We start from the raw sequence: 20493 nt of genomic DNA, 5'->3' as shown, positions 1-20493 counted from the left end.
CGACGCTAGGAATCCGATGTGATGAGTCGATGAGGCCGGGATGAAGACTTCCTCATCCCGGCCTCGTCGGAGTCGCGGCCGTGGTGTCTCAGGCGGCGAAGCGGTCGGTGGCCGTGACCAGCTCGCTGGCGATGTTCGGCTCGAAGGCCGAGTGCCCGGCCAGCACCACGTGCAGTTCGGCCTCGGGCCAGGCCTCGGCCAGGTCGTAGGCGGTGCGGGCGGGGCAGGGCAGGTCGTAGCGGCCCTGGACGATGACGGCGGGGATGTGGCGGATGCGGTCGACCTCGTCGATCAGCTGGCCCTCGCGCAGGAAGCCGCCGTGGGTGAAGTAGTGGTTCTCGATGCGGGCGAAGGTGAGCTCGTGCTCGGGCGTCTCGTGCAGCGCCTCCTCCTTCCACAGCAGGTAGCTGGTGGCTGCCTCCCACCGGGTCCAGGCCTGCGCTGCCCGCAGGGCGATGTCAGGGTCGTCGCCGAAGAGCAGCCGGTGGTAGCCGGCCATGTTGCACTGCGAGAGGTCGTGCCCGGCCTCCTTGAGGGGCGCGATGAAGGCCTGCCACCACTGCGGCGCAATGTTGCTGGCGCCCTCGTTGTAGTACCAGTCCAGTTCGCTGCGGCGCAGGGTGAAGATGCCGCGCAGCACCAGCTCGGTGACCCGCTCGGGGTGGGTCTGGGCGTAGGCCAGGGCCAGCGTGCTGCCCCAGGAGCCACCGAAGACCAGCCAGCGCTCGATGCCCAGGTGTTCGCGGAGCTTCTCTAGGTCTGCCACCAGGTGCCAGGTGGTGTTGGTGGCAAGGTCTGCCCCGTCGGCGGCGCTGGGCGTCGAGGAGCCGCAGTTGCGCTGGTCGAGCACGACGATGCGGTACCGCTCCGGGTCGAAGAAGCGGCGGCGGTCGGTGCCGCCACCGCCGCCTGGGCCTCCGTGCAGGAAGACGGCGGGCTTCCCGTCAGGATTGCCCGACTGCTCCCAGTAGACCTGCTGGCCGTCGCCCACGTCGAGCATGCCCGTCTCGTAGGGCTCGATGGGCGGGTACAGCACACGCTCGGGGTTCAGGTCGGCGCCGTCGACGACATCAGTGCTCCTGCGGAAGGTCTGGCTCATGGCACGATCCTGCCACCAGGCCTCCGCCGCGACGGGACCGGGCCTCAGGACTCGTCGTCGATCTCCTCGGCGAAGTCGATGACGTGCACCGCGGCCTCCTCGGCGGGCGCTGCTCCCCCGTCGATGCCGACCTCGTCCGCGACGGCCTCGGCCTCCCGGTCGGTGCCCGGGTAGCCGTGGTTGGCATCCACCAGACGGCCAGCACGACGCGATCCCACCTCGCGCTTCTCACCGCCCGGGTTCCACTTCTCCAGCGGCTTGTCGGGGTCGAGGTCGGGGGTCTCCTGACGCAGTCGCTCGTCGAGGGTCTGGCCCTCGCGCATCTCGCGCAGGGTGTTGCCGTGGCCCTGGGCGACCGACCAGTGCTCGGGGGCCGTGTAGCCCTCGTCAAGGACGTCGTCGACACCACGGTCGACGAGCGTGTCGCCGCGCTGGAGCTGGTCCAGCTGCTCCGATTCCTGTGGGACTTCGATCATGTCTTCCATGACCCGATGATGGCACTTTCCAGGGCACTTGTCAGGAGGTAAACCTGCTTGTCGGTGCGGTTTTCACCACATCTTCCGGGGCGAACCCCGGCGGGCTAGGATGGGCCTGTGAAGCCTGCGCGTCAGCCCCTCGATCGGCGCCAGCTTCTTCTGCTGGCCGCCGATCCGCTCTTCGACCTGCAGAACCACGGCACGAAGCACCTTCCCCTGTCGGTCAGCGGACGCAAGGGCTACGCCGAGCAGGGCACGCACAATGCCGGCGAGGTCTACGACGAGGTGGCGGGCACCATTGCCACCTTGACGAAGCTCACCGGACGGGCCTCGCGCTTCTTCCGCTCCGGCACCGCCCACATGGACGAGGTCGCCGCCCGCATCGTGCGCACTCGGCCAGCTGCCGATGAACTTCTCGATCAATGGTGACGCCGGAACCACTTTCACCCGCGGCCAGATCATCCAGGAGATGTCGGCCACCCGCCCCGGCGACATCGTCATCGGCCACATGAACCAGCCGCGCAATGCCACCGCCGAGGGAATGGCCGTCGCCGTGCCAAGGCTGCTGGAGCGCGGCATCACCTTCGCCCACCTGTCCGAGGTGTTCTGAGGCGACCAGCGCGTGACCGTCCAGGAGCTGGTGGCCTCGACTCGACCCCGGGGTCCCGGGAAGGTGCGGGAATGAGCACCCGGGCGTCCGCGCCTGGCACACGCGTCTGGAGCTGCTGCGCTCGTGCGGCGCGTGGAGAGGCATGGTCCATCACCCGCGCGATGCCAAGGATCGCCTGTTCAGCTGCTGTGGGCTGAATCCTGCGAGATCCTGCGCGCCGCTCGATCTGCCACGACCAAGGCGATCGTCGCCCAGGCGATCGTGCTGCCCAGCAACAGGGAAATCCCCAGGGGGATGGCCCTCTGCGGTTCGGTCGTGTATCCGATGGCGACGACTGCGATGGCGAAGAGCAGGGTGAGGACGCTGAATGCTCGACACATTGGTCCAGCAGCCCGGTGGGCGGCCTACCAATGCTCGGGAGTCCTGGTCGTCGTCCGCGTCTTGATCCCGAAGATCATCTGGGGTTGCGACGACTTCGATTCGCCGATCCTCCCGCACGCCCACAGGACCACGGAAATGATCAGGATCGCGCTGGCAATGAACCACATGTTGACGAGGTCAGTCACGATGTCTCCCGATTCCAGAGGACGATTCAGGCAGCGCCACCACCAGAGTGGCCCAGGTTGCGTGGACGGCTTGCGAGGAACGGTCGACAGCCAGTCTTCCACGACGTCACCTTCCAAGTGGGTCTGATCACGTGTGGAGGTTCTTGTCTCCTGCTGGTCACTCGGAGGGCCGTCCGCCCAGTGCCCCAGATCTCAAGATGTCGCGGCACCTTTCCAAGCGGAGCCGTCACCTGCGGGAGTTCCCATTGGTCGCGAACGCAGGTTCGTAGTGCTTCTGCGCGCCACGGGCCGTGCACGCACGGTTCTCTGACACTCGGCAAGGGGCTCAAGGGCGTCTGCGCCACGCGGCGTGAAGGCACAGGCTCATTTGTGGCACCTGGCCGGGCATTGAATAGTGAGACCCATGGAGAATCCCTATGCGTCCGTGCCGCTGGGCGCCCGTGTCGCGGTCCTGGGCGAGCTCAGGAACGATCACGAGGGGCAGTGGCTCTCCTACCCGCCCAACCCACATGGTGCAGGAGAGCGCAGCTACGGCGCCGTCCCGATCTCTTTCCCCGACAGCACCATGCCGTACCGCATGGAATGTTCTGGTCTGGTCAGGACCTTTGGCTGCTGGGACCAGACCTCACTGTGCGCCGATGACTTCGAACCCGTGACGCACCACTGGTCCGATCCGTATCGCACGCGGCCTGACGGGATCGACCACGACCACGTGATTGCCCTGCTGGCAACGATGCCGGAAGAACTGGAGGCCAGACTGAACGCCGTTGAGCACTTCCATCCCGACAAGCTCACCCGCAAAGTGGAGATATCGGTTCCGCTCGCCTCACGTGCATGGGATGACTGGATCGCCACGGTTCAGCCATGGATCCAACTGCAGCCCATCATGGAGATTCTTTCCTGACGGCAGTCAGCTCTGCCCCTCCGCACCGATCTCGCCGCAATTGCAGCCGTCCTCCTCGTCATCTGGATCTTCTGGCTGGTTCTTGACACGGACATTCCAAGAGCGCCCCGCTTCGTGGTCATGGCCATGCCCTTGGTCCTTTCCAGCCAGTTCTTGGGGCGCACTGCCTTCGCACGATGGACGGCTCCCCCATTGACTGGACTTGCTCTGCCACGAGCGATGGTGTGCGATCCGTCGCCCTGGTGCGGGGAGACTGACCCGCATGAGCAGCTGGAGCGGCGTCTCGCAGGCCTACAAGGAATCGTTCGCACTACTGTGCGCCGGACCCGGGGACCGCATCCTGGGCGACCTCGTGGATGGGCCGGTGCTCGACGTGGGAAGCGGGACGGGAACCCTCACCCGCGCGTTGTTCGAGAAGGGTCTGGACGTCACGGCTGTTGATTCCGATCCCGACATGGTTGCCATGACCAACCAGGAAGTCCCGGGAAGCGGGGCTTGACCCCGGGTTGTGGACACGTGGAATCCAGCATGGGCTGGAGGAAGCGAGAGGATCGTCATCATGGCGAGGAAGAATTACTCGGCGGAGTTCCGTCAGCAGGCTGTTGACCTGTACGAGACCACGCCGGACGCGACACTGAAGCAGATCGCCGCTGACCTTGGGGTCTCGCGCGGGACCCTCGCGTTGTGGGTCAAGGACCTGGGCAACGGTGCCAGGTCGGGCAGCGACGCTCCGGCCCGACCTGAGGGTGGGCAGTCGCTGGAGGCACCGGCGGCGCGGATCGCCCGGTTGGAGGCAGAGAATGCCCGGCTGCGAGCGGACAAGGCCAGGGTGGAGACCGAACGGGACATTCTGCGCAAGGCGGCCAAGTATTTCGCCGGGGAGACGAACTGGTGAACCGCTTCCAGTTCGTCGCTGACCACCAGACCACCTACCAGGTGAAGCGGTTGTGCCAGGTGTTGGAGCTGTCCCGCTCGGCGTTCTACGCCTGGCAGAAAGCCGGCCCGGCCCGGCAGCAGCGCGCTGAGGCCGATGCCCAGCTCGCCGCACGAATCCGCCGGGTTCAGGATCCGAGGGTTGGCGGGGATCCGGCCTACGGGGCGCCGCGGGTCACCGCCGAACTCAATGACGGTGCCGAACCCGAGGCTCGGGTGAACCACAAACGTGTCGCGCGGGTGATGCGCCGTCATGGCCTGGCAGGGACCAGGTTGCGTCGACGGGTCCGCACCACCATCCCGGAACCGACTGATGAGAAGTTCCCCGACCTGCTTGGCAGGGATTTCACCGCCGAGAAGCCGAACCAGCGCTATGTCGGTGACATCACCTACTTGCCCCTGCACGGGGGTGGGAACTGGTACTTGGCCACCGTGATCGACTGCTACTCCCGCAAGCTGGTCGGCTGGGCCATTGCGGACCACATGCGCACCGAGCTGGTCGAAGACGCCTTGAAAGCCGCTGCCGCCGAACGGGGAAGCCTGCGCGGGGCGATCTTCCACTCCGACCACGGGTCGGTCTACACCTCCCAGGCCTACGCCAAGCTCTGCCAGCGTCTTGGGGTGACCCAGTCGATGGGGGCGGTCGGGACGAGTGCTGACAACAGCTTGGCCGAGTCGTTCAATGCCACCCTCAAACGCGAGGTCCTGACCGGCGCTGCCACCTTCGCCGGGCCCGAGTTGTGTCGCCGGCAGGTCTTTCGCTGGCTCACCCGCTACAACACTCGCCGTCGCCACTCCTGGTGCGGCTACCTGTCCCCGAACGCCTACGAGGCCCGCCGGGCCGCTACGCTGCCCACCGCAGCGTAATCACACATCAACGTGTCCACGATCCAGGGGTAAGGCCCCTGTGTGGCTCGCCCTGTCGCCCGGACTCGGTTGGACGGTGGCAGTGGCCCTGACACCCTTGTCGGCGGTCCTGATGATGTTGTTGAACCAGCAGGGTCTCGGCATCGGCGACACCGGCGCGGTGCTGGCGGCACTGATGATGGTGGCGATCACCACTGACGCGTGGATCCTGGTCGCTGTTCTGGTGGCTTTCGTGGCGATGGCTGGCTTCCAGGCCTGGCGCTGCCTGGGCGACATATCACGTCACGACCTGCTGCGCGCCGCCCGAGGCCGCACTGCCCTGACTGGTGGCGCGCAAGGCGCAGACACTGGTCTGGTCCTCGACCTGGTCAGCCGCCGCACCGCGCGAAATCCCCACAACCGCCTCCATGGCCTTGGACGTGGACGACGCGCAGTGGCCTGGTACGACGTGCAACGAGCCGTCCTGCGTCAGCCCTGGCTGTTGATCGTGGGGCTGGTTGTCGTGGACCTGGGCTGTGTGACAGCCATGGCCGTAGCTCCGTCGCTGGCGCTGTGGCCGGCCGTCGTCTTGATGCCGATCCTGGCTGCCGCCATGACGATGCGACGCGTGATGGCATCATCCAGCGGAGCGCGCCGCAACTTCCCGGCCGGTTGGACCTGGGACGCTGCCAGCTGCTCGGGCGCCGCGACGGTGGCGCTCGTGAACTCACTGGTGCTCGCCGGACTGCTTATCGGCGTCGGCACTGCGCTTCTCGTGGCCCTGGCGGTGTCGGTGGTCCTGAACGGTGCCGCACTCGCCGGTGCCTTGCGCCTGGTCTCGACGCCACCACCAGACTTCGCCACTGGGCTGGTCATGACCGAGGCGGGCGCGATCCCACTGGGAGCCATCCTCACGGCAGCGCGCGGCTGGGACGTCGTCGTCCTCGTCGTGCTGATGGCAGGCCTCCGCTAGACACTACGGACACATCCCCATGCTGCCCCCAACGAACATGGTGAGGGCTGGGGCGGCGGCTACTGCTCCGCGTCGTGGTAGGGGTATCAGGTGACGGGACGACGCCACCCGCAATGAGCTCCTGGAAGACGCAACCGCTGGATCTGCGGCCCGCAGGCAAACCATCGACGGTGCCCGACTGACGTCCGACCCCAGCTGGCTTCTCAGGAGAGGCTGCAGCCGTTGGCGGTGAAGATCGCGATCATGGGCTCGTTGGTCGCATCGGTGGAACCGACGTAGGCCTTGGCCCCGCGCCTGGCCAGCTCGGACAGGCCGAACCGGTGCAAGGCCCGGCCCAGTCCCTCTCCTCGGCGCTCGGGCACCACGGCGACATAGAACAAGGTGCCGGTGGTTGGCTCGTCAGGGAAGACCTGCGGCAGGACGACACCGACGTCGCCACGGTCGTCCCGGACGAGATACCACCCTCGCGGATCGAACTGGCCCCCCGCCGCCTCGACCAACTCGCGAAAATCCGCCTCAGCGCTCTCCGGGGTGCTGGTGTCGTAGGGGTCACCATCACTGGCCCGGAGCATCACCCGATTGAAGTCCTGCTCCCCCACCTGCTCCAAGGAGTCCAGCGTCCAGCCACTCGGGGTTGGTTTCGGCTCATCCAGCACGCGGCGGGCGATGACCTTCGCAGTGTCCATACGCCCAACCGTCCTCCCGTGCAGGCGGGGAGCGCCACTGATTTTCCACCGCGCACACCAGGCGCCGTCCAATCCGGCCCCAGCAGCTGACCCCGACGCGATCGTGGACGAGTTGCCCGTCAGGCGCCCCCGAATGGTTGGATGACGGCTTGTGACCACTTCCACTGACACCGCGGCCGAGCCCGCCTCTGGACAGGGCGTCGAGTACGCCCGAGTCCCCCACACCTACTACGACATCGTGGTGGCCGTCTTCGTCGGCCTGCTGCTGATCTCCGGCGTCACCGCCACCAAGCTCTTCGTCGGCCCCACCGTTCCGGTCATCAGCGACCTGTTCGCCGGCGGTGGCCCGCTCATCTTCGACGGCGGAGCCTTCCTCTTCCCCCTCAGCTACGTCGTCGGCGACATCATGACCGAGGTCTACGGCTGGCAGCGCGCCAAGCGTGCCATCTGGACCGGCTTCGCCATGACCTTCCTGGCCGCGGCCACCTACAAGGTGGTCGGCTGGACCACGCCCGTGGAGGGCTTCGAGGCGTGGGACCAGGTGCTGGCCCCGGCCACCCGCATCGCGCTGGCCGGGTTCGCCGGCTACCTCGCCGGAAACCTGCTCAACTCGCTGGTGGTGGTGCGCCTCAAGCGCCGCTTCGCCGAACGCCAGGTGGCCTTTCGCCTGATCACCTCCACACTGTTGGGCGAGCTGGTGGACACCACCCTGTTCTGCACCATCGCCTTCGCCGGCACCATCACCCTGGCCGAGCTGACCAACTACACCGTCACCGGCTACTTCTACAAGGTGCTCGTCGAGATCTGCGTCGTGCCGATCACGCTGCAGGTGATCAAGTACCTCAAGCGCGTCGAACCCACCTACGAAATGGCACACGGCCGTCAGGTGGCCCTGTGAGCCGCGCGGTCCTGTTCGACATGGACGACACCCTCCTGCTCACGCGGGAGGTCAAGTGGGCCCACCACCGCCACGTCGCCCAGGAGTCCTACGGGATCACGCTCGACGACGCCACCCTGGCCGAGCACTGGGGCAAGCCCTTCGACGAGATGATCGGCCTGCTCTACCAGCACGCCGACACCGTCGAGGCGATGCGGGCCGCCAACAAGGCCTCGGCCGAGCGCTTCCGCAAACTTCCAGTGCCGGGAGCAGTCGAGTTGGTCGAGGAGCTCCTCGACCAGGACGTCGCGGTCGGCGTGGTGACCTCCACCAACACCGACATGGCGCTGGCCGACCTGGAAGGCTGCGGCTTCCCGATGCCGCGTCTGGCCCTGGTGCACGGGGCCGACGTGACCGGCCACCACAAGCCCGACCCGCGCGTCTTCGACGCCGCGCTGGACCAGCTGGCACGCGAGGGTGTCGACCACGTGAACTATGTGGGCGATGCGCTGATGGATGCCCAGGCGGCCGACGAGGCCGGACTGGACTTCGTGGCCGTCACCACGGGACTCTTCGACGCCGAGGCCTTCGTGTCGCTCGGCCTCGCGCCCGAGCGCGTCGTGGCCGGAGTTGACGAGCTGCGACCCCTGCTGGGGCTCTGACGCAGCACCCGGCCACCACACCGGCGGCGCCGACCCTCTCGCAAGGGGGCCGGCGCCGCACCGTCTCAGCCGGCCACCAGTCGCTGCAGGCCACCGGCGAAGGTGGCGAAGACCTGGTCGGGGCGGCAGTCGACCACCACCCGGGCATTCGGGCGACGGCCCCAGATCTGCCGGTCGTCGCGCACCGTCGTGCCCCGCAACAGGTCGGAGCTGGCCTCGACGTCCATCACGGTCGTCGCCAGCTCGACCGTCGCCACCTCGGCTGCCACCTGCGCGGCGAACAGGTCGTGCAGGTGGGCGACGTAGCCCTGGTCGTAGTCGTGGTGGAACTCGAAGTAGAAGCGCAAGGCGTCGGTGAGCAGGTCCAGGGCGCGGTGCCCCGTCCTGGCCTCGGCTTCCTCGACCCGAGCTCGGCCCGCCGAATAACCCACCGGGGATGCCCCACACGACACCAGGAGGTCGTCGAGCAGCTCCGGGCGGTACTCGATGCGCTCGGTCTGGTCGGTGGAGCACCAGATGGGCAACTGCTGCTCGGGCAGCCCCTCGAAGGCCTCGCAGACCTGCTTGGCCGCGTCGGGATCGCACCAGGTGTTCCACTCCGCCGTCGGGGTGGTGTTGCCCAGGTGCCAGAAGCAGCCGCCCATGATGACGATGCGCCGTGCCAGTCGGGGCAGTTCGGGCATTTCGCGCAACGCCACGGCGAGGTTGGTCGTCGGGCCGGTCACCAGCAGCGTCACCTCGCCCGGCTCGGCCTCCAGCGCCTCGCGCCACAGCTCCAGCCAGTGGCGCGTCGACAGGCGGTCCCCCAGGTCGTCGAGGGCGGCATAGCCGATGCCCCCGGGACCGTGGGTCTCCGGTGTGGTGGCAAGCGGCCGCACCAGGGGCTCCGGCGTGCCGACGCACACCTCCACCTCGGGCCGGCCCGCCACGTCGAGCACCGCGAGGGTGTTCAGCGCCGCCTGTGACGCGGTGGTGTTGCCCGACGTGGTGGTGACGCCCATCAGCTCCACGTCGGGCAGTCCACACAGCTGGAGCAGGGCGCAGGCATCGTCGATGCCGGTGTCGACGTCGGCCAGGATCTTCACCCGCCCAGTCTGCCCGACGGGGCTCGTGCGCACGGGTCACAATGTCTGCATGCTGATCCGTACGCCCCGCCTCCTGCTGCGCCCGCTCGAACTCGGTGACCTCGACGACTTCCACGCCCTCGACCAGGCCGACGGTGTGCTGAGCTTCCTGCGCACCACGCACCGCACCCGTGAGGAGTCCGAGGCCGGCTTGCGACGCTGTCTGGCGGTCAACAGCCTGCACCACGACATGGGCTGGTTCGCGGCTGTCGACGCCGCCCAAGGCCCCAGCGAGGGCAGCTTCCTGGGCTGGTTCCACCTGCGCGCCGGAGCGGAGGGCGACATCTTCACCCCCGAACTCGGCTACCGGCTGCACCCGGACCACTGGGGTCAGGGCTTGGCCACCGAGGGGTCGCGTGCCCTGCTGGAGCATGCCTTCGACCAGCTCAGCGCCCGCACGGTGACCGCCGACACGATGGTGGTCAATGCCGCCTCCCGCCGCGTGATGGAGCGAATCGGCATGCGGGAGTGTTCCCACAGACCATGGCCTCACGAGGACCCGGTGCCGGGCCGGGAGGAGGGAGTCGTGGAGTACCGGATCACCCTCGACGAGTGGCTCGAGACCTACCCCGACACCCGCCGCCAGCTCCACCGGGCCCAGGCGCAGGCCCTCCGTGCCAAGGACCAGGCCGCGCTCGATCGTCTGCGGGCCACCGGGATGGCCCTGGCCCGCGTCGAGGCCGGCGGCATCCGCGCCAGCGACGATCTCGTGGCCGAGCTTGCCCGGAAGCACGAAAGCCTGTGACGCGAAGCGAGGGCGAAATGATCCGGTGTCGGATCATTTCGCCCTCACAACGATGTGGTGGGGAGCTCAGAGGCTGAAGCCGCCCTCCTTGCCACCCTTGTCGTCGGTGTCCTTGAGGTACTTCTCGAACTCGGCTGCCAGTTCGTCGCCGTCGGGCAGCTCCGACTCGTTGACCTTGGGCTGCTTGTCGGGGCCGACGATCTCGCGCCCCGCCGTCGCCTGGTCGTAGGCGGCCTCCATCTGCCCGATCGCCTCAGCGTTCTCGGGGTTCTGGGCCACCAGCTGGTCGATCTCGCGCAGGTAGGCGTCGGCGGCACTGCGCAGGTCGGGGATCGCCAGGGACAGCTCGGCCGCGTCGGCGGCGCTGTCCAGCAGGCGCACCGAGCCCGCGGGGAACTCTCCCCCGGCCAGGTAGTGCGGCACGTGGACGCTGAAGCCGACGGTGCGGATGTGTGCCTCGGGCAACCGGATCTCCAGCAGCGCCTCCACCGAACTGGGCAGCTGCACCTTGTCGTGCATCGTCGGGTAGTCGGCGATCAGCTGCGGGTCCATCGAGTGCGCGGTCAGGCCCACCGGCCGGGTGTGCGGCGCACCCCACGGGATGCCGTGCATGCCGATGGCGAGCGTCGAACCCAGCTCACCGAAGAGGATGGCCACCGCGGCGCAGAAACGCTCCCACTGGTAGTCCGGCTCGGGCCCGGTGAACAGCAGGAAGTCCTTGCCGGCATCGTCGGTGACCACCCGCACCGCCAGCTCCATCGGCTGGTAGTCGGTGTAGTGGTCACGGTCGAAGGTGACCAGCGGCCGACGCGAACGGTGGTCCACGAGCTGGTCCACGTCGAAACGGGCGATGATGCGGCTCGGGCGGGTGTCGATCAGGTGCTGGGACGCCATCTGCGCGGCCTGGCCCGCGTCCATGAAGCCGCTCAGCGCCACCAGTGCAGGGGCACCGTAGACCGGTGCGCCGGACAGTTCGTACAGTTCCCTCGGATCACGCATTCCATCGCCTCTCTCAGTCACTGGTCTCAACGCTGGGCAAGGCCACGGCATTCCCCGCGGCGGCCACCTTGGAGGCGTAGAAACGCCCCAGGAAGTCGTCGCGATAGGCCTCGAAGTCGCCCGAGTCCATCGAGTCGCGGATCGAGTCCACCAGCCGCACCGTGAAGCGTTCGTTGTGGATGGTCGCCAGGGTCGAGGCGAGCATCTCCTTGGCCTTGAACAGGTGGTGCAGGTAGGCCCGGGTGTAGTGGGTGCAGGTGTAGCAGTCGCAGCCGTCCTCGAGCGGCTCGAAGGCGCGGCGGTTGCGGGCCGTCGACAGGTTGTAGCGCCCCTCGGCGGTGTAGATCGCCGAATTGCGCGCCACGCGGGACGGGTTCACGCAGTCGAAGGTGTCGGCGCCGGCCGCCACGGCGGCGAAGAAGTCATCGGGCTCGCTGATGCCGAGCAGGTGGCGTGGCTTGTCGAAGGGCAGTTCCTCGCTCATCCAGGTGCAGATGGTGCCGAGGTTCTCCTTCTCCAGCGCACCGCCGTAGCCGAAGCCGTCGAAGTTCTGGCCGTCGACCTCCATCGAGCCCAGGTCGCGGGCCGCCTTGCGGCGCAGGTCCTCGTACTGCGCGCCCTGCAGCACGCCGAAGAGGGCCTGGTAGGGCTTGCCGACGCGTTCCTCGGTGAGCTTGCGGTGTGCCGCGAGGCAGCGCTCGGCCCACCGGCGGGTCCGCTCCAGGGAACTCTCCTGGTAGCTGCGGGTGTTCATCAGGGTGGTGAGCTCGTCGAAGGCGAACATGATGTCGGCGCCCAGCTCGTGCTGCACCCGCATGCTCACCTCGGGGGTGAAGCGGTGCAGGTCGCCGTTGAGGTGGCTCTTGAAGGTGACGCCGTCATCGTCGACGTGGGCCAACCGCTCCTTGCCCTCGGCGATCACGTCGTCATTGGTGACGCGGCTGGCATCCATCGCGATCACCTTCTTGAAGCCGGCGCCCAGGCTCATCACCTGGAAGCCGCCCGAGTCGGTGAAGGTGGGGCCGTCCCAGTTCATGAAGCGGCCCAGCCCCCCTGCCTCGTCCACCAGGTCGCTGCCGGGCTGCAGATACAGGTGGTAGGCATTGGCCAGCACGGCCTGGGCGCCGAGCTCCTTGACGGCCTCGGGCAGCACGGCCTTGACCGTCGCCTTGGTTCCGACGGCGATGAAGGCAGGCGTCTGGATCTCGCCGTGCGGGGTGCTGATGGTGCCCGTGCGGCCGACGCCATTGGCCAGCGTGGTGCGCGGGGTGAAGGAGAAGCTCATCGGGACTCCCGGGTGGTCGAGGCCAGTAGTTGCAGCTGGGCCAGGCCGACGACCCCGGCCGTGGAGGTGCGCAGCACGCCATCGCTGACCAGCACTGGAACCGCCCCTGCCTCGCGGAAGGCGGCCAGCTCCGCGGGGCTGATGCCGCCCTCGGGTCCGACGATGAACAGCACCTCGGCGGGGCTGTCAGTGCTCCCGGCCGGGAGCTGGACCTCGCCGATGTGGGCGGTGGCCGACTCGTGCAGCACCAGCGCCAGGCTGGCCGCCTCGATGCGCTGCACGAGCTGCTTGGTCGTCGCGTACCCGACCTCTGGGATGCGGTAGCGGCGCGACTGCTTGGTGGCTTCGCGGGCGGTGGAACCCCACTTGGCCAGGCCCTTGGCCTGCTTCTCGGCGCTCCAGCGCACGATCGAACGGCTCGCCTGCCAGGCCAGCACCTCGTCGACGCCCAGCTCGGTCATGGTCTCGACGGCCAGGTCGGATCGGTCGCCCTTCGCGAGGGCCTGCACCGCCACCCAGCGGTGGGACCGTTCGGGGGTGGCGAGGGTCTCAGCCACCTCCACGACGATCCCCTGCCGGGAGACCTCCACGACGGGTCCGCGCACGGCGCGGCCATGGCCGTCGGCCAGCAGCACCGACTCCCCCAGCTCGATCCGCTTCACGACGGCCGCGTGGCGTCCCTCGTCGCCGGTGACCGCAATCCGGTCACCGGCGGTGGCCTCGGCGCCGTGGCCGGTGACCAGGGGCGCGAGGAAGAGGGCGTCGCTCATCAGCCGCCGAAGGCTTCCTTGAGACGGTCGAAGACCCCCTGCTTGCCCTTGTGCACATGAGCATTGACCTTGATCTCGCCGCGGGCCTCGGCCAGCTGGGCCAGCAGGTCCTTCTGGTGCGAGTCGAGCTTGGTGGGCGTCTGCACCACGAAGGTGATGCCCAGGTCGCCGCGTCCATTGCCGCGCAGGCGCGGGATACCCCGGCCGTCGACCTTCACCCGGGTGCCGCCCTGGGTGCCGGCGGGGATCTCGACGGTCAGTCGCTTGGCGTCCTCGTCGAAGTCCTCGCGCTCGGCCTCCAGGGTGTCGACGTCGACCGTCGTGCCCAGTGCCGCGGCCGTCATCGGGATGCGCAGCACCATCTCCAGGTTGTCGCCGTCACGCTGGAAGACCTCGTGGCTGTTGACGACCAGCTCGACGTAGAGGTCGCCGGCCGGACCGCCGCCGGGGCCGACCTCGCCCTCGCCCTCAAGGTGGATGCGGTTGCCGGTGCTCACGCCGGCGGGGATCTTGACGTTCAGGGTGCGACTGGAACGCACGCGTCCCTCGCCGGAGCACTCGCCGCAGGGGTGCGGGATGACCGTGCCGTAGCCGCGGCAGTTGGGGCAGGGCTGCGAGGTGCGGATGTCTCCCAGGAAGGAGCGCTGGATCTGCGTGATCTCTCCGTGGCCATTGCAGGTGGTGCAGGTCACTGGCTCGGAGTCGTCGGCGCAGCCGCTGCCGGTGCAGCGCGGGCAGACGACGGCCGTCTCCACCTTCAGCGGCTTGGTGACGCCGAAGGCGGCCTCGGCCAGGTCGAGCGACTGGCGCACCAGCGCGTCCTGGCCGCGACGGGTGCGCGAACGGGGGCCGCGCTGGGCCTGCTGGCCGAACATCGCGTCGACCAGGTTGGTGAAGTCGAAGCCGCCACCAAAACCGCCGCCCGGGAAGCCACCGAAGCCACCGGCCCCGCCCATGCCGCCGAAGCCGCCACCCATCGGGTCGCCGCCACGGTCGAAGATGGCCTTCTTCTGCGGGTCGGAGAGCACCTCATAGGCCTCTTGCACCTGCTTGAACTTGTCGGCGGCATCCGGCTCGCTCGACACGTCCGGGTGCATCTTCATCGCCATGCGGCGGTAGGCCTTCTTGATCTGCTCGGGCGTCGCATCACGGTCGACGCCGAGGATCTCGTAGTAGTCGGAACTCATGGGTGTGTCTGTCATCCTTCTGCCAGGAAGCGGCCAACGTAACGGGCCACGGCACGAACCGAGGCCATGGTCGAGGGGTAGTCCATGCGTGTGGGCCCGACGATCCCGAGCGATGCCCAGGACTCGTCCGGTGAACCATAGGTGCTGGCGACCAGTGAGGTCGACTGGAGGCGCTCGAAGGGGTTCTCCTGCCCGATGCGCACCGTGACGTCACCGGCGGCGGTGGCTGCCTCGCCCAGCAGGTGCAGCAGCACCACCTGCTCCTCGAGGGCCTCCAGCACCGGCTTGACGGTGGTCTCGAACTGGTCGCCGAAGCGGCTCAGGTTCGGCACACCGGCCACCGCGACCCGGGTCGACGGATCGTCGGCCAGCATCTCCAGCAGGGTGGCCACCACGACGCGCTCGCGCAGCCCCTGGGCGCCCGCAATCTCGTCCACCAACAGCAGCGACAGCTGCTCGACGGCCCTGGCCGGGGTGAGCCCGACCGCGGCCTCGTTCAGCCGGGTGCGCAGGACGGCGAGCGTCTCCTCCGAGTGGTCCGGCAGCTCCACCGAGCGCTGGTCGACGCGACCATTGGAGTTGATCAGGATCAGCAGGATCCGGTCGGCGTGCAGGCTCACCAGCTCGATGTGGCGCACCTGGGTGCTGCTGCTGGTCGGGTACTGCACGATCGCCACCTGGTGGGTGACCTGCGCCAGCAGCCGCACGGTGCGCATGACGATGTCGTCGAGGTCGACCGCGCCCTCCATGAAGGTGCGGATCGCCCTCTTCTCGGCGGCCGAGAGCGGCTTGACCGTCGCGAGCCGGTCGACGAACAGGCGATAGCCCTTGTCGGTGGGGATTCGTCCGGCGCTGGTGTGGGGCTGGGTGATGTAGCCCTCCTCCTCCAGCACCGCCATGTCATTGCGGACCGTCGCCGGGGAGACGCGCAGCTGGTGGCGCTCCACCAGGGCCTTCGAGCCGACGGGCTCCTTGCTGGAGACGTAGTCGGTGACGATGGCCTTGAGCACGTCCATCCTGCGGTCGTCCAGCATCATCCCTCCTCGCTCCGGCGGGCACCCGGCTGGCACTCACGCATTGCGAGTGCCAATATAGCGCGCCGCAACGGCGTGCTCCTGCGTCGTGCTGGCTGGCTCTCAGCCCTCGTCGGTGAAGGAGACCGGCGTGCCGGTGCGGCGGGCGTAGTCGATCTCGGCGCGCGTCGAGTCGCCGATGTAGCCGCCGGGGTTGACCACCAGGACCCGGTCGGCGAGGTCGATCTTGTGCCGGTGCAACTCGTCCAGCGCCTGCTTCTGCTCGGCCGTCACCTCGAAGTCCGGCTCGGCGTGCACGAAGACGCCCGGGGCGACGACGATCGCGCCGGCCATGGTCAGGGCCCGGTTGGCCTGGTGCATCTGCTCGGCGAAGCGGGTGGATCCGCAGATGCAGACGACCTCGGGACGTGCCATCAGGTGCTCCCTACTGCTGGTGGGCGTGCGGTCTTGGGGCCCACGCTACCGGCCATCTGACACCAGTAGGCTCGTGCGCATGCGTGAGTTCTCGATCGGTGAGTGGCAGCAGGTCCGCGACGGCATCTGTGTGGTGCAGTGCCAGCCGGCCAGCGTCAACGTCGGCCTGGTCGTCGGCCAGGAGGGCGTGCTGATGGTGGACACCGGTTCGTCGCCCGCGCAGGGCCGTGAGCTGGCCCGCCGCGCCCAGGAGCTGGTCGGCAGGCCGGTCACCCACGTCGTGGTCACCCACGCCCACTTCGACCACTTCTACGGGCTGGCGGGCATCGAGGACGTCATCAGCATCGGCCACGAGAACCTGCTGCAGCACCTGGACGGCACCAATGATCCCGACGTCGACCCCGAGGTGATCCGTCGCGACCTCGGCTTCGACCCCTCGGAACTGGTCGGGCCCAGCGACCCGATGGTGCTGATCCGGGCCGTCGACCTGGGTGGGCGCACCGTCGAGATCGTGCACCTGGGCAATGGGCACAGCGACTCCGACCTGTTCGTGCTGGTGGCCGACCAGAAGGTGGTCTTCACCGGCGACATGGTCGAGACCAGCGGCGACCCCTTCGTCGGGCCCGACTCGCAGGTGGAGACCTGGCCCAAGGCCATCGACGGGGTCACCAGCAATGCCAGGCCCGAGACGCTCTTCGTCCCCGGACACGGCCCGGTGGTCGGTATCGACGAGGTGACCCAACAGCGCGCCGCCGTCTCGATGCTCTGGTCGACCGCCGAGGACTGCATCAAGAAGGGCATGACCATCGACGACGTGGTCGCCGACCTCAACGGCCCGCGCGAGGTGGACTGGCCCTTCGCACCCCAGTCGGTTGCCAATGCGCTGCCGCACCTCTACCGGGCGCTGGAGGCCAAGGGCGTCACGAAGAGCCGGAACCTGCCGCTGCTCGGCCTCTGAGCATTCCAGGGACGGCGACGACCGCGGCGGCTCAGGGCGCGCGCCACAGCCGCTGGACCTGCTCGGCCAGCTCGGGCGTCGCCGCGGCGACCAGGCCCGGCCCGTGCCAGGTGGCGGTATAGGGCCGGGCGTCGAAGGTGCGGACCTCGCCGCCGAGTTCGGTGACCATCAACGCCCCGGGCAGGTGGTCCCAGGGGTGCACATTCTTGTAGACGAGGTAGTCCAGCCCACCGGTCAGCAGGTTCGGGTAGTCGATGCCGCAGCACCAGGCGGACTCCACCACGGGCGACAGGCCACCGTCGGCGTCGAAGCCATGGCGGGCCGCCTTGCTGGTGGCCCCCAGGGCGGGTCGCTCGGGAGCGCGACGCACCAGCGGTTCACCGTTGAGCTCCACGCCGGCACCCAGTTCGGCGATGTAGGCCTTCTGGTGCTCGGGCTGCCAGATCCAGGCCCGCTGGGTGCTGCCGTCGACCAGCTCTGCGACCATCACGGCGTGGTCGGGGCTGCCCTTGACGAAGTTGCGGGTGCCGTCGACGGGGTCGACGGTGAAGGCGCGTCCGGCGCCGCCCAGCGAGAACTCCAGCCGGGGGTCGGCAAAGCAGGCCTCCTCCCCCACCACTCGGGCGTCGGGGAACATCTGCAGCAGTTCGCGGGTCAGCACCACCTCGGCCTCGCGGTCGGCGATGGTGACGTAGTCGCCGGGGTGCTTCTGCTCCACCTGCTCGTCGGCCAGGGCCCGGAAGCGGGGCGTGATCACCTCGGCCGCCACCTGCTGGATGAGTTCGAGGACGTCCTGCGTGCTGGCCACGGCTCCCAGCCTATGTGGTCACCGCAGGCGGCTGGGTTCAGAAGTCCTCGACGTGGTCCTGGGTGACGAAGTCGATGAGCTTCTCCACCTCGGTGTTGAAGGCCGGGTCGAGGTCGCGGAAGCTGTCGACCCGCTTCAGGATCGCCTGCCATGCCTGGGCGACGTCCTTCTGGTCCTTGTGCGGCAGGTTCAGCGCGGCCAGCGTGCCCTTCTTCCAGTCGACGTCCATCGGCACCTCGGGCCACTTCTTGATGCCGATGCGCTCGGGCTTGACCGCCTGCCACACGTCGATGAAGCGGTGGCCGCCGATCATCACGTACTCGCCGTAGCCGCCCCTGGCCACCTCGCGGGCGATGCGGGTCTCCTTCGAGCCGGTCACCAGGTGGTCGACGAGCACGCCGAGGCGCCGTCCCTTCTCGGGCTTGAACTCGGCGACGATGCCCACCAGGTCGTTGATGCCGCCCAGGTACTCGACCACGACGCCGACATGGCGCAGGTCATCGCCCCAGACCTTCTCCACCAGTTCGGCGTCGTGACGGCCCTCGACGTAGATGCGGCTCGGGAGCGCCACCTTGGCCGTCGCCTTGGGGGCAACGCGCGAACCGGAGGCGGTGTACTTCTGCTCGGCAGCCCCGGTGCGCGGCGGGACGCACAGCCTCACCGACTGGCCCTCGACGAGGAATCCGGGCCCGACCGGGAAGGAGCGCCGCCTGAGCTTGTAGTTCTCCAGCACCACCACGCCGTTCTCCCACTTGACGATCTCGCCGGTGAAGCCGGTCGACGGCTCCTCGACGATCATCCCCAGCTCCATGGGCATGTCGATGGTCTGCTTCTGGCCGGCCTTCTGCCAGCCCGCGCTCAGGACGTCCTTGTTGTAGCGATCCACGTCCCGGGACGTTACCGCAGCCGCCATTCTTCCTGCCCACGGACGCGAGCGAACGGGCCTGATCAGCGAGGCACCCCAGACCAGAAGTCGAGCAACTCCTCGCCGAGCGCATCCTTCTCCTCCATTGGGAGGGAGTGCCCCCTGCCGGGCCAGACCTTGACCGTCGCGTCGGGCAGCAGTGCTCGAATCCGCTCCGCTGCGCGCTCATGCCCGGACAGTGTGGAGGCGGCGCCCAGGTCGACGCGGACCGGCATCGCCAGCTGGCGCCAGTCTTCGTCGGACAGCCTCGGTGGCGTGGGCATGGCGGGCCGATAGCCGCTGCTGGCGGCGTCGATCATCTCCGACATGGGGGTCCGCTGGCGGACTTCCTCGACACTCGTGCCGCCGATCCGGGCCAGGGCATGGTCTCGCCAGGACTGCGGGGTGGGCAGGGCCAGCACGCCTGACCAGAGCAGGACCGACGTCGGCGGTCCTTGGATCACGAGGACTGGCTCCAGCAGGGCCAGGGAGGCGACCTGTTCGGGATGCCGGGTGGCCACCACGGCCGCCGTCGCCGCCCCGAAACTGTGTCCCACCAGGTGCGCCCTGGGGATGTCCAGCGCATCGATCACCTCCGACACCCATCGGGCCTGGTCGGCCGGGCCAGACAGAGGGACTGTCTGGGCCGACATCCCCGCGTCGCCCAACGGATCCAGGGCATGGACGGTGCGCGTGCCGATCCAGCTGGGTAGGTTCTCGGCCCACATGGGGATTCCGGAGCTGCGTCCCGGAAGGAGCACCACGGGGCCACCCGGCTCCGCCCCCACCCACGTGACCACGCGGACGAGGCCGAAGCTGGTGGCCACGAACCGTTCGTGGTCGGGGCGCGGGAGCCTCGACATCACCTCGTCACGCGCCGTCACATACCGGGCGCGGTCCTGCACGGTTCGCCACTGACCCACTCGCGGGTCACTGCGCACCAGATCGACGAGCTGCCCCGCTGCCAGCGCACACACGGTGGCGACGCAGAGCCACTTCATGAACCGACCAATACGGACGTATCGCACATGGAGACGATACATTCGTATTGATAGAGTGCCAAGGGTGTCCACCGAGAAGCAGAACCAGATCCTGCAGGCCGTCTGGAGCGTCATCGCACGCGATGGCCTGGCGGCCGTCAGCGTGCGGTCGGTGGCGGCGGCCGCGGGGGTGTCCCCCGGACGGGTCCAGCACTACTTCCCCACCAAGCAGGACCTGGTCCGCAGCAGCGTGTCGGCCACGCTCGCGGGCGCGGCACACACCACCCCCGAGGCGCTCGGGGATCCCGGCGAACCCGTGACCCTGTGGGCCTTCCTGACGCACGCGATCTCCCCCGCCGCCAGCCGCCGGCCGGGAACCAGCATCTACTTCTCCTATGTGGCCGCCAGCGTCGCGGACGCGTGGATCGCGGAGGCACTTACCGAGGCTCGCCGGGGCGTCCAGTCCGAGGTGGGCCGATGCCTTCGGGCACAAGGAGCCACCATCGAGGACATTGACGGGGCGGCCCTGGACCTCACCCTGATGGCCGAGGGCGCAACCCAGGCCGTCTTCGTCGGGTGGTGCACGCCCGAGGATGCCTTGGACCGAATCAGGCACGCCCTCGCACGGCTCGGCGTCATCATTTCCTGACGCC

General features: G+C 68.5%; 25 protein-coding genes. 11 read left to right on the top strand and 14 right to left on the bottom strand.

The features are described from left to right. Nucleotides 1-88 precede the first annotated feature (88 nt). Both pip and ACYVKA_RS16460 read right to left on the bottom strand, forming a co-directional pair. On the bottom strand, nucleotides 89-1099 hold the full coding sequence (gene pip, locus ACYVKA_RS16465) for a prolyl aminopeptidase (RefSeq protein WP_460707087.1): 1011 nt from the start codon (nucleotides 1097-1099) through the stop codon (nucleotides 89-91). Between the two features lie 44 nt (nucleotides 1100-1143). Then, nucleotides 1144-1584: a DUF5709 domain-containing protein gene (locus ACYVKA_RS16460; RefSeq protein ID WP_460707085.1), complete on the bottom strand. Its 441-nt coding sequence runs from the start codon at nucleotides 1582-1584 to the stop codon at nucleotides 1144-1146. Between the two features lie 108 nt (nucleotides 1585-1692). Between ACYVKA_RS16460 and ACYVKA_RS16455 the strand changes: the two genes are divergently transcribed. Together ACYVKA_RS16455 and ACYVKA_RS16450 are read left to right on the top strand one after the other, a co-directional pair. Further along, a complete protein-coding gene (locus ACYVKA_RS16455; RefSeq protein ID WP_460707083.1) occupies nucleotides 1693-2004 on the top strand; it encodes a polysaccharide deacetylase family protein in 312 nt (103 codons plus the stop codon). After that, nucleotides 1982-2185 carry a hypothetical protein gene (locus ACYVKA_RS16450; RefSeq protein WP_460707081.1) on the top strand — a complete coding sequence of 68 codons (204 nt, stop codon included), beginning with the start codon at nucleotides 1982-1984 and terminating at the stop codon, nucleotides 2183-2185. Before ACYVKA_RS16455 ends, ACYVKA_RS16450 begins: the two co-directional genes overlap by 23 nt. Before the next feature lie 404 nt (nucleotides 2186-2589). Here the strand turns inward: ACYVKA_RS16450 and ACYVKA_RS16445 are convergent, their stop codons facing one another. Next, nucleotides 2590-2853, bottom strand: coding sequence for a hypothetical protein (locus ACYVKA_RS16445; protein ID WP_460707079.1), 264 nt, complete (start codon nucleotides 2851-2853; stop codon nucleotides 2590-2592). 301 nt (nucleotides 2854-3154) lie between these two features. Between ACYVKA_RS16445 and ACYVKA_RS16440 the strand changes: the two genes are divergently transcribed. From ACYVKA_RS16440 to ACYVKA_RS16425, 4 genes are all read left to right on the top strand, one after another. Then, nucleotides 3155-3655: a hypothetical protein gene (locus ACYVKA_RS16440; protein ID WP_460707077.1), complete on the top strand. Its 501-nt coding sequence runs from the start codon at nucleotides 3155-3157 to the stop codon at nucleotides 3653-3655. A 262-nt stretch (nucleotides 3656-3917) separates the two neighbouring features. Further along, complete coding sequence (locus ACYVKA_RS16435) at nucleotides 3918-4154, top strand: class I SAM-dependent methyltransferase (RefSeq protein ID WP_460707073.1); 237 nt, start codon at nucleotides 3918-3920, stop codon at nucleotides 4152-4154. A gap of 60 nt (nucleotides 4155-4214) precedes the next feature. After that, a protein-coding gene (locus ACYVKA_RS16430) for an IS3 family transposase (RefSeq protein WP_460707071.1) occupies nucleotides 4215-5455 on the top strand; the annotation gives its coding sequence in 2 pieces (ribosomal slippage) (nucleotides 4215-4530 and nucleotides 4530-5455; 1242 coding nt in all). Between the two features lie 112 nt (nucleotides 5456-5567). Continuing rightward, on the top strand, nucleotides 5568-6407 hold the full coding sequence (locus tag ACYVKA_RS16425) for a DUF6297 family protein (RefSeq protein ID WP_460707069.1): 840 nt from the start codon (nucleotides 5568-5570) through the stop codon (nucleotides 6405-6407). Nucleotides 6408-6610: 203 nt separating this feature from the next. Here ACYVKA_RS16425 and ACYVKA_RS16420 read toward each other — a convergent pair whose 3' ends face one another. After that, nucleotides 6611-7093, bottom strand: a complete 483-nt coding sequence (locus tag ACYVKA_RS16420; protein WP_460707067.1) for a GNAT family N-acetyltransferase — start codon at nucleotides 7091-7093, stop codon at nucleotides 6611-6613. 151 nt (nucleotides 7094-7244) lie between these two features. Between ACYVKA_RS16420 and ACYVKA_RS16415 the strand changes: the two genes are divergently transcribed. Both ACYVKA_RS16415 and ACYVKA_RS16410 read left to right on the top strand, forming a co-directional pair. Continuing rightward, a complete protein-coding gene (locus ACYVKA_RS16415) occupies nucleotides 7245-7991 on the top strand; it encodes a queuosine precursor transporter (protein ID WP_394275381.1) in 747 nt (248 codons plus the stop codon). Continuing rightward, nucleotides 7988-8632: an HAD family hydrolase gene (locus ACYVKA_RS16410; protein WP_460707065.1), complete on the top strand. Its 645-nt coding sequence runs from the start codon at nucleotides 7988-7990 to the stop codon at nucleotides 8630-8632. Before ACYVKA_RS16415 ends, ACYVKA_RS16410 begins: the two co-directional genes overlap by 4 nt. A 65-nt stretch (nucleotides 8633-8697) precedes the next feature. Here ACYVKA_RS16410 and ACYVKA_RS16405 read toward each other — a convergent pair whose 3' ends face one another. Next, the gene (locus ACYVKA_RS16405; RefSeq protein WP_460707063.1) at nucleotides 8698-9717 is read right to left on the bottom strand and encodes a nucleoside hydrolase; all 1020 of its coding nucleotides are present in this window, start codon (nucleotides 9715-9717) and stop codon (nucleotides 8698-8700) included. A gap of 49 nt (nucleotides 9718-9766) precedes the next feature. On the opposite strand from ACYVKA_RS16405, the gene ACYVKA_RS16400 reads away from it, so the two are divergent. Further along, nucleotides 9767-10501, top strand: a complete 735-nt coding sequence (locus ACYVKA_RS16400; protein WP_460707061.1) for a GNAT family N-acetyltransferase — start codon at nucleotides 9767-9769, stop codon at nucleotides 10499-10501. A gap of 66 nt (nucleotides 10502-10567) precedes the next feature. Here ACYVKA_RS16400 and ACYVKA_RS16395 read toward each other — a convergent pair whose 3' ends face one another. From ACYVKA_RS16395 to ACYVKA_RS16370, 6 genes are all read right to left on the bottom strand, one after another. Next, nucleotides 10568-11500 carry a PAC2 family protein gene (locus tag ACYVKA_RS16395; RefSeq protein WP_460707059.1) on the bottom strand — a complete coding sequence of 311 codons (933 nt, stop codon included), beginning with the start codon at nucleotides 11498-11500 and terminating at the stop codon, nucleotides 10568-10570. A 13-nt stretch (nucleotides 11501-11513) separates the two neighbouring features. After that, on the bottom strand, nucleotides 11514-12785 hold the full coding sequence (tgt, locus tag ACYVKA_RS16390) for a tRNA guanosine(34) transglycosylase Tgt (RefSeq protein WP_460707057.1): 1272 nt from the start codon (nucleotides 12783-12785) through the stop codon (nucleotides 11514-11516). Further along, nucleotides 12782-13555: a 16S rRNA (uracil(1498)-N(3))-methyltransferase gene (locus ACYVKA_RS16385; RefSeq protein ID WP_460707055.1), complete on the bottom strand. Its 774-nt coding sequence runs from the start codon at nucleotides 13553-13555 to the stop codon at nucleotides 12782-12784. The genes tgt and ACYVKA_RS16385 overlap by 4 nt, the downstream gene beginning before the upstream one ends. Then, complete coding sequence (gene dnaJ / locus ACYVKA_RS16380) at nucleotides 13555-14742, bottom strand: molecular chaperone DnaJ (protein WP_460707053.1); 1188 nt, start codon at nucleotides 14740-14742, stop codon at nucleotides 13555-13557. The genes ACYVKA_RS16385 and dnaJ overlap by 1 nt, the downstream gene beginning before the upstream one ends. An 11-nt stretch (nucleotides 14743-14753) precedes the next feature. Continuing rightward, nucleotides 14754-15776 (bottom strand): heat-inducible transcriptional repressor HrcA, encoded by a 1023-nt coding sequence (gene hrcA / locus ACYVKA_RS16375; RefSeq protein ID WP_460707140.1) that lies wholly within the window; start codon nucleotides 15774-15776, stop codon nucleotides 14754-14756. A 102-nt stretch (nucleotides 15777-15878) separates the two neighbouring features. Further along, nucleotides 15879-16190, bottom strand: a complete 312-nt coding sequence (locus ACYVKA_RS16370; protein ID WP_394277092.1) for a hypothetical protein — start codon at nucleotides 16188-16190, stop codon at nucleotides 15879-15881. Between the two features lie 79 nt (nucleotides 16191-16269). Here ACYVKA_RS16370 and ACYVKA_RS16365 point away from each other — a divergent pair, with 79 nt between their 5' ends. Continuing rightward, complete coding sequence (locus ACYVKA_RS16365) at nucleotides 16270-17148, top strand: MBL fold metallo-hydrolase (RefSeq protein ID WP_460707051.1); 879 nt, start codon at nucleotides 16270-16272, stop codon at nucleotides 17146-17148. A gap of 31 nt (nucleotides 17149-17179) precedes the next feature. Here ACYVKA_RS16365 and ACYVKA_RS16360 read toward each other — a convergent pair whose 3' ends face one another. From ACYVKA_RS16360 to ACYVKA_RS16350, 3 genes are read right to left on the bottom strand one after another with little or no spacing between them, the layout of a single operon-like run. Beyond that, nucleotides 17180-17956: an inositol monophosphatase family protein gene (locus ACYVKA_RS16360; RefSeq protein ID WP_460707049.1), complete on the bottom strand. Its 777-nt coding sequence runs from the start codon at nucleotides 17954-17956 to the stop codon at nucleotides 17180-17182. A gap of 37 nt (nucleotides 17957-17993) precedes the next feature. After that, entirely contained in the window at nucleotides 17994-18869 is an 876-nt protein-coding gene (locus ACYVKA_RS16355; RefSeq protein WP_460707047.1) for a DUF3097 family protein, read from the bottom strand. A 35-nt stretch (nucleotides 18870-18904) separates the two neighbouring features. Beyond that, nucleotides 18905-19861, bottom strand: coding sequence for an alpha/beta fold hydrolase (locus tag ACYVKA_RS16350; RefSeq protein ID WP_460707045.1), 957 nt, complete (start codon nucleotides 19859-19861; stop codon nucleotides 18905-18907). Between the two features lie 64 nt (nucleotides 19862-19925). On the opposite strand from ACYVKA_RS16350, the gene ACYVKA_RS16345 reads away from it, so the two are divergent. Continuing rightward, the gene (locus ACYVKA_RS16345; RefSeq protein WP_460707043.1) at nucleotides 19926-20489 is read left to right on the top strand and encodes a TetR/AcrR family transcriptional regulator; all 564 of its coding nucleotides are present in this window, start codon (nucleotides 19926-19928) and stop codon (nucleotides 20487-20489) included. Nucleotides 20490-20493 lie beyond the last annotated feature (4 nt).

It is taken from the genome of Luteococcus sediminum (genome assembly GCF_054783495.1).
This window is presented reverse-complemented; position numbering and strand designations above follow the sequence as displayed.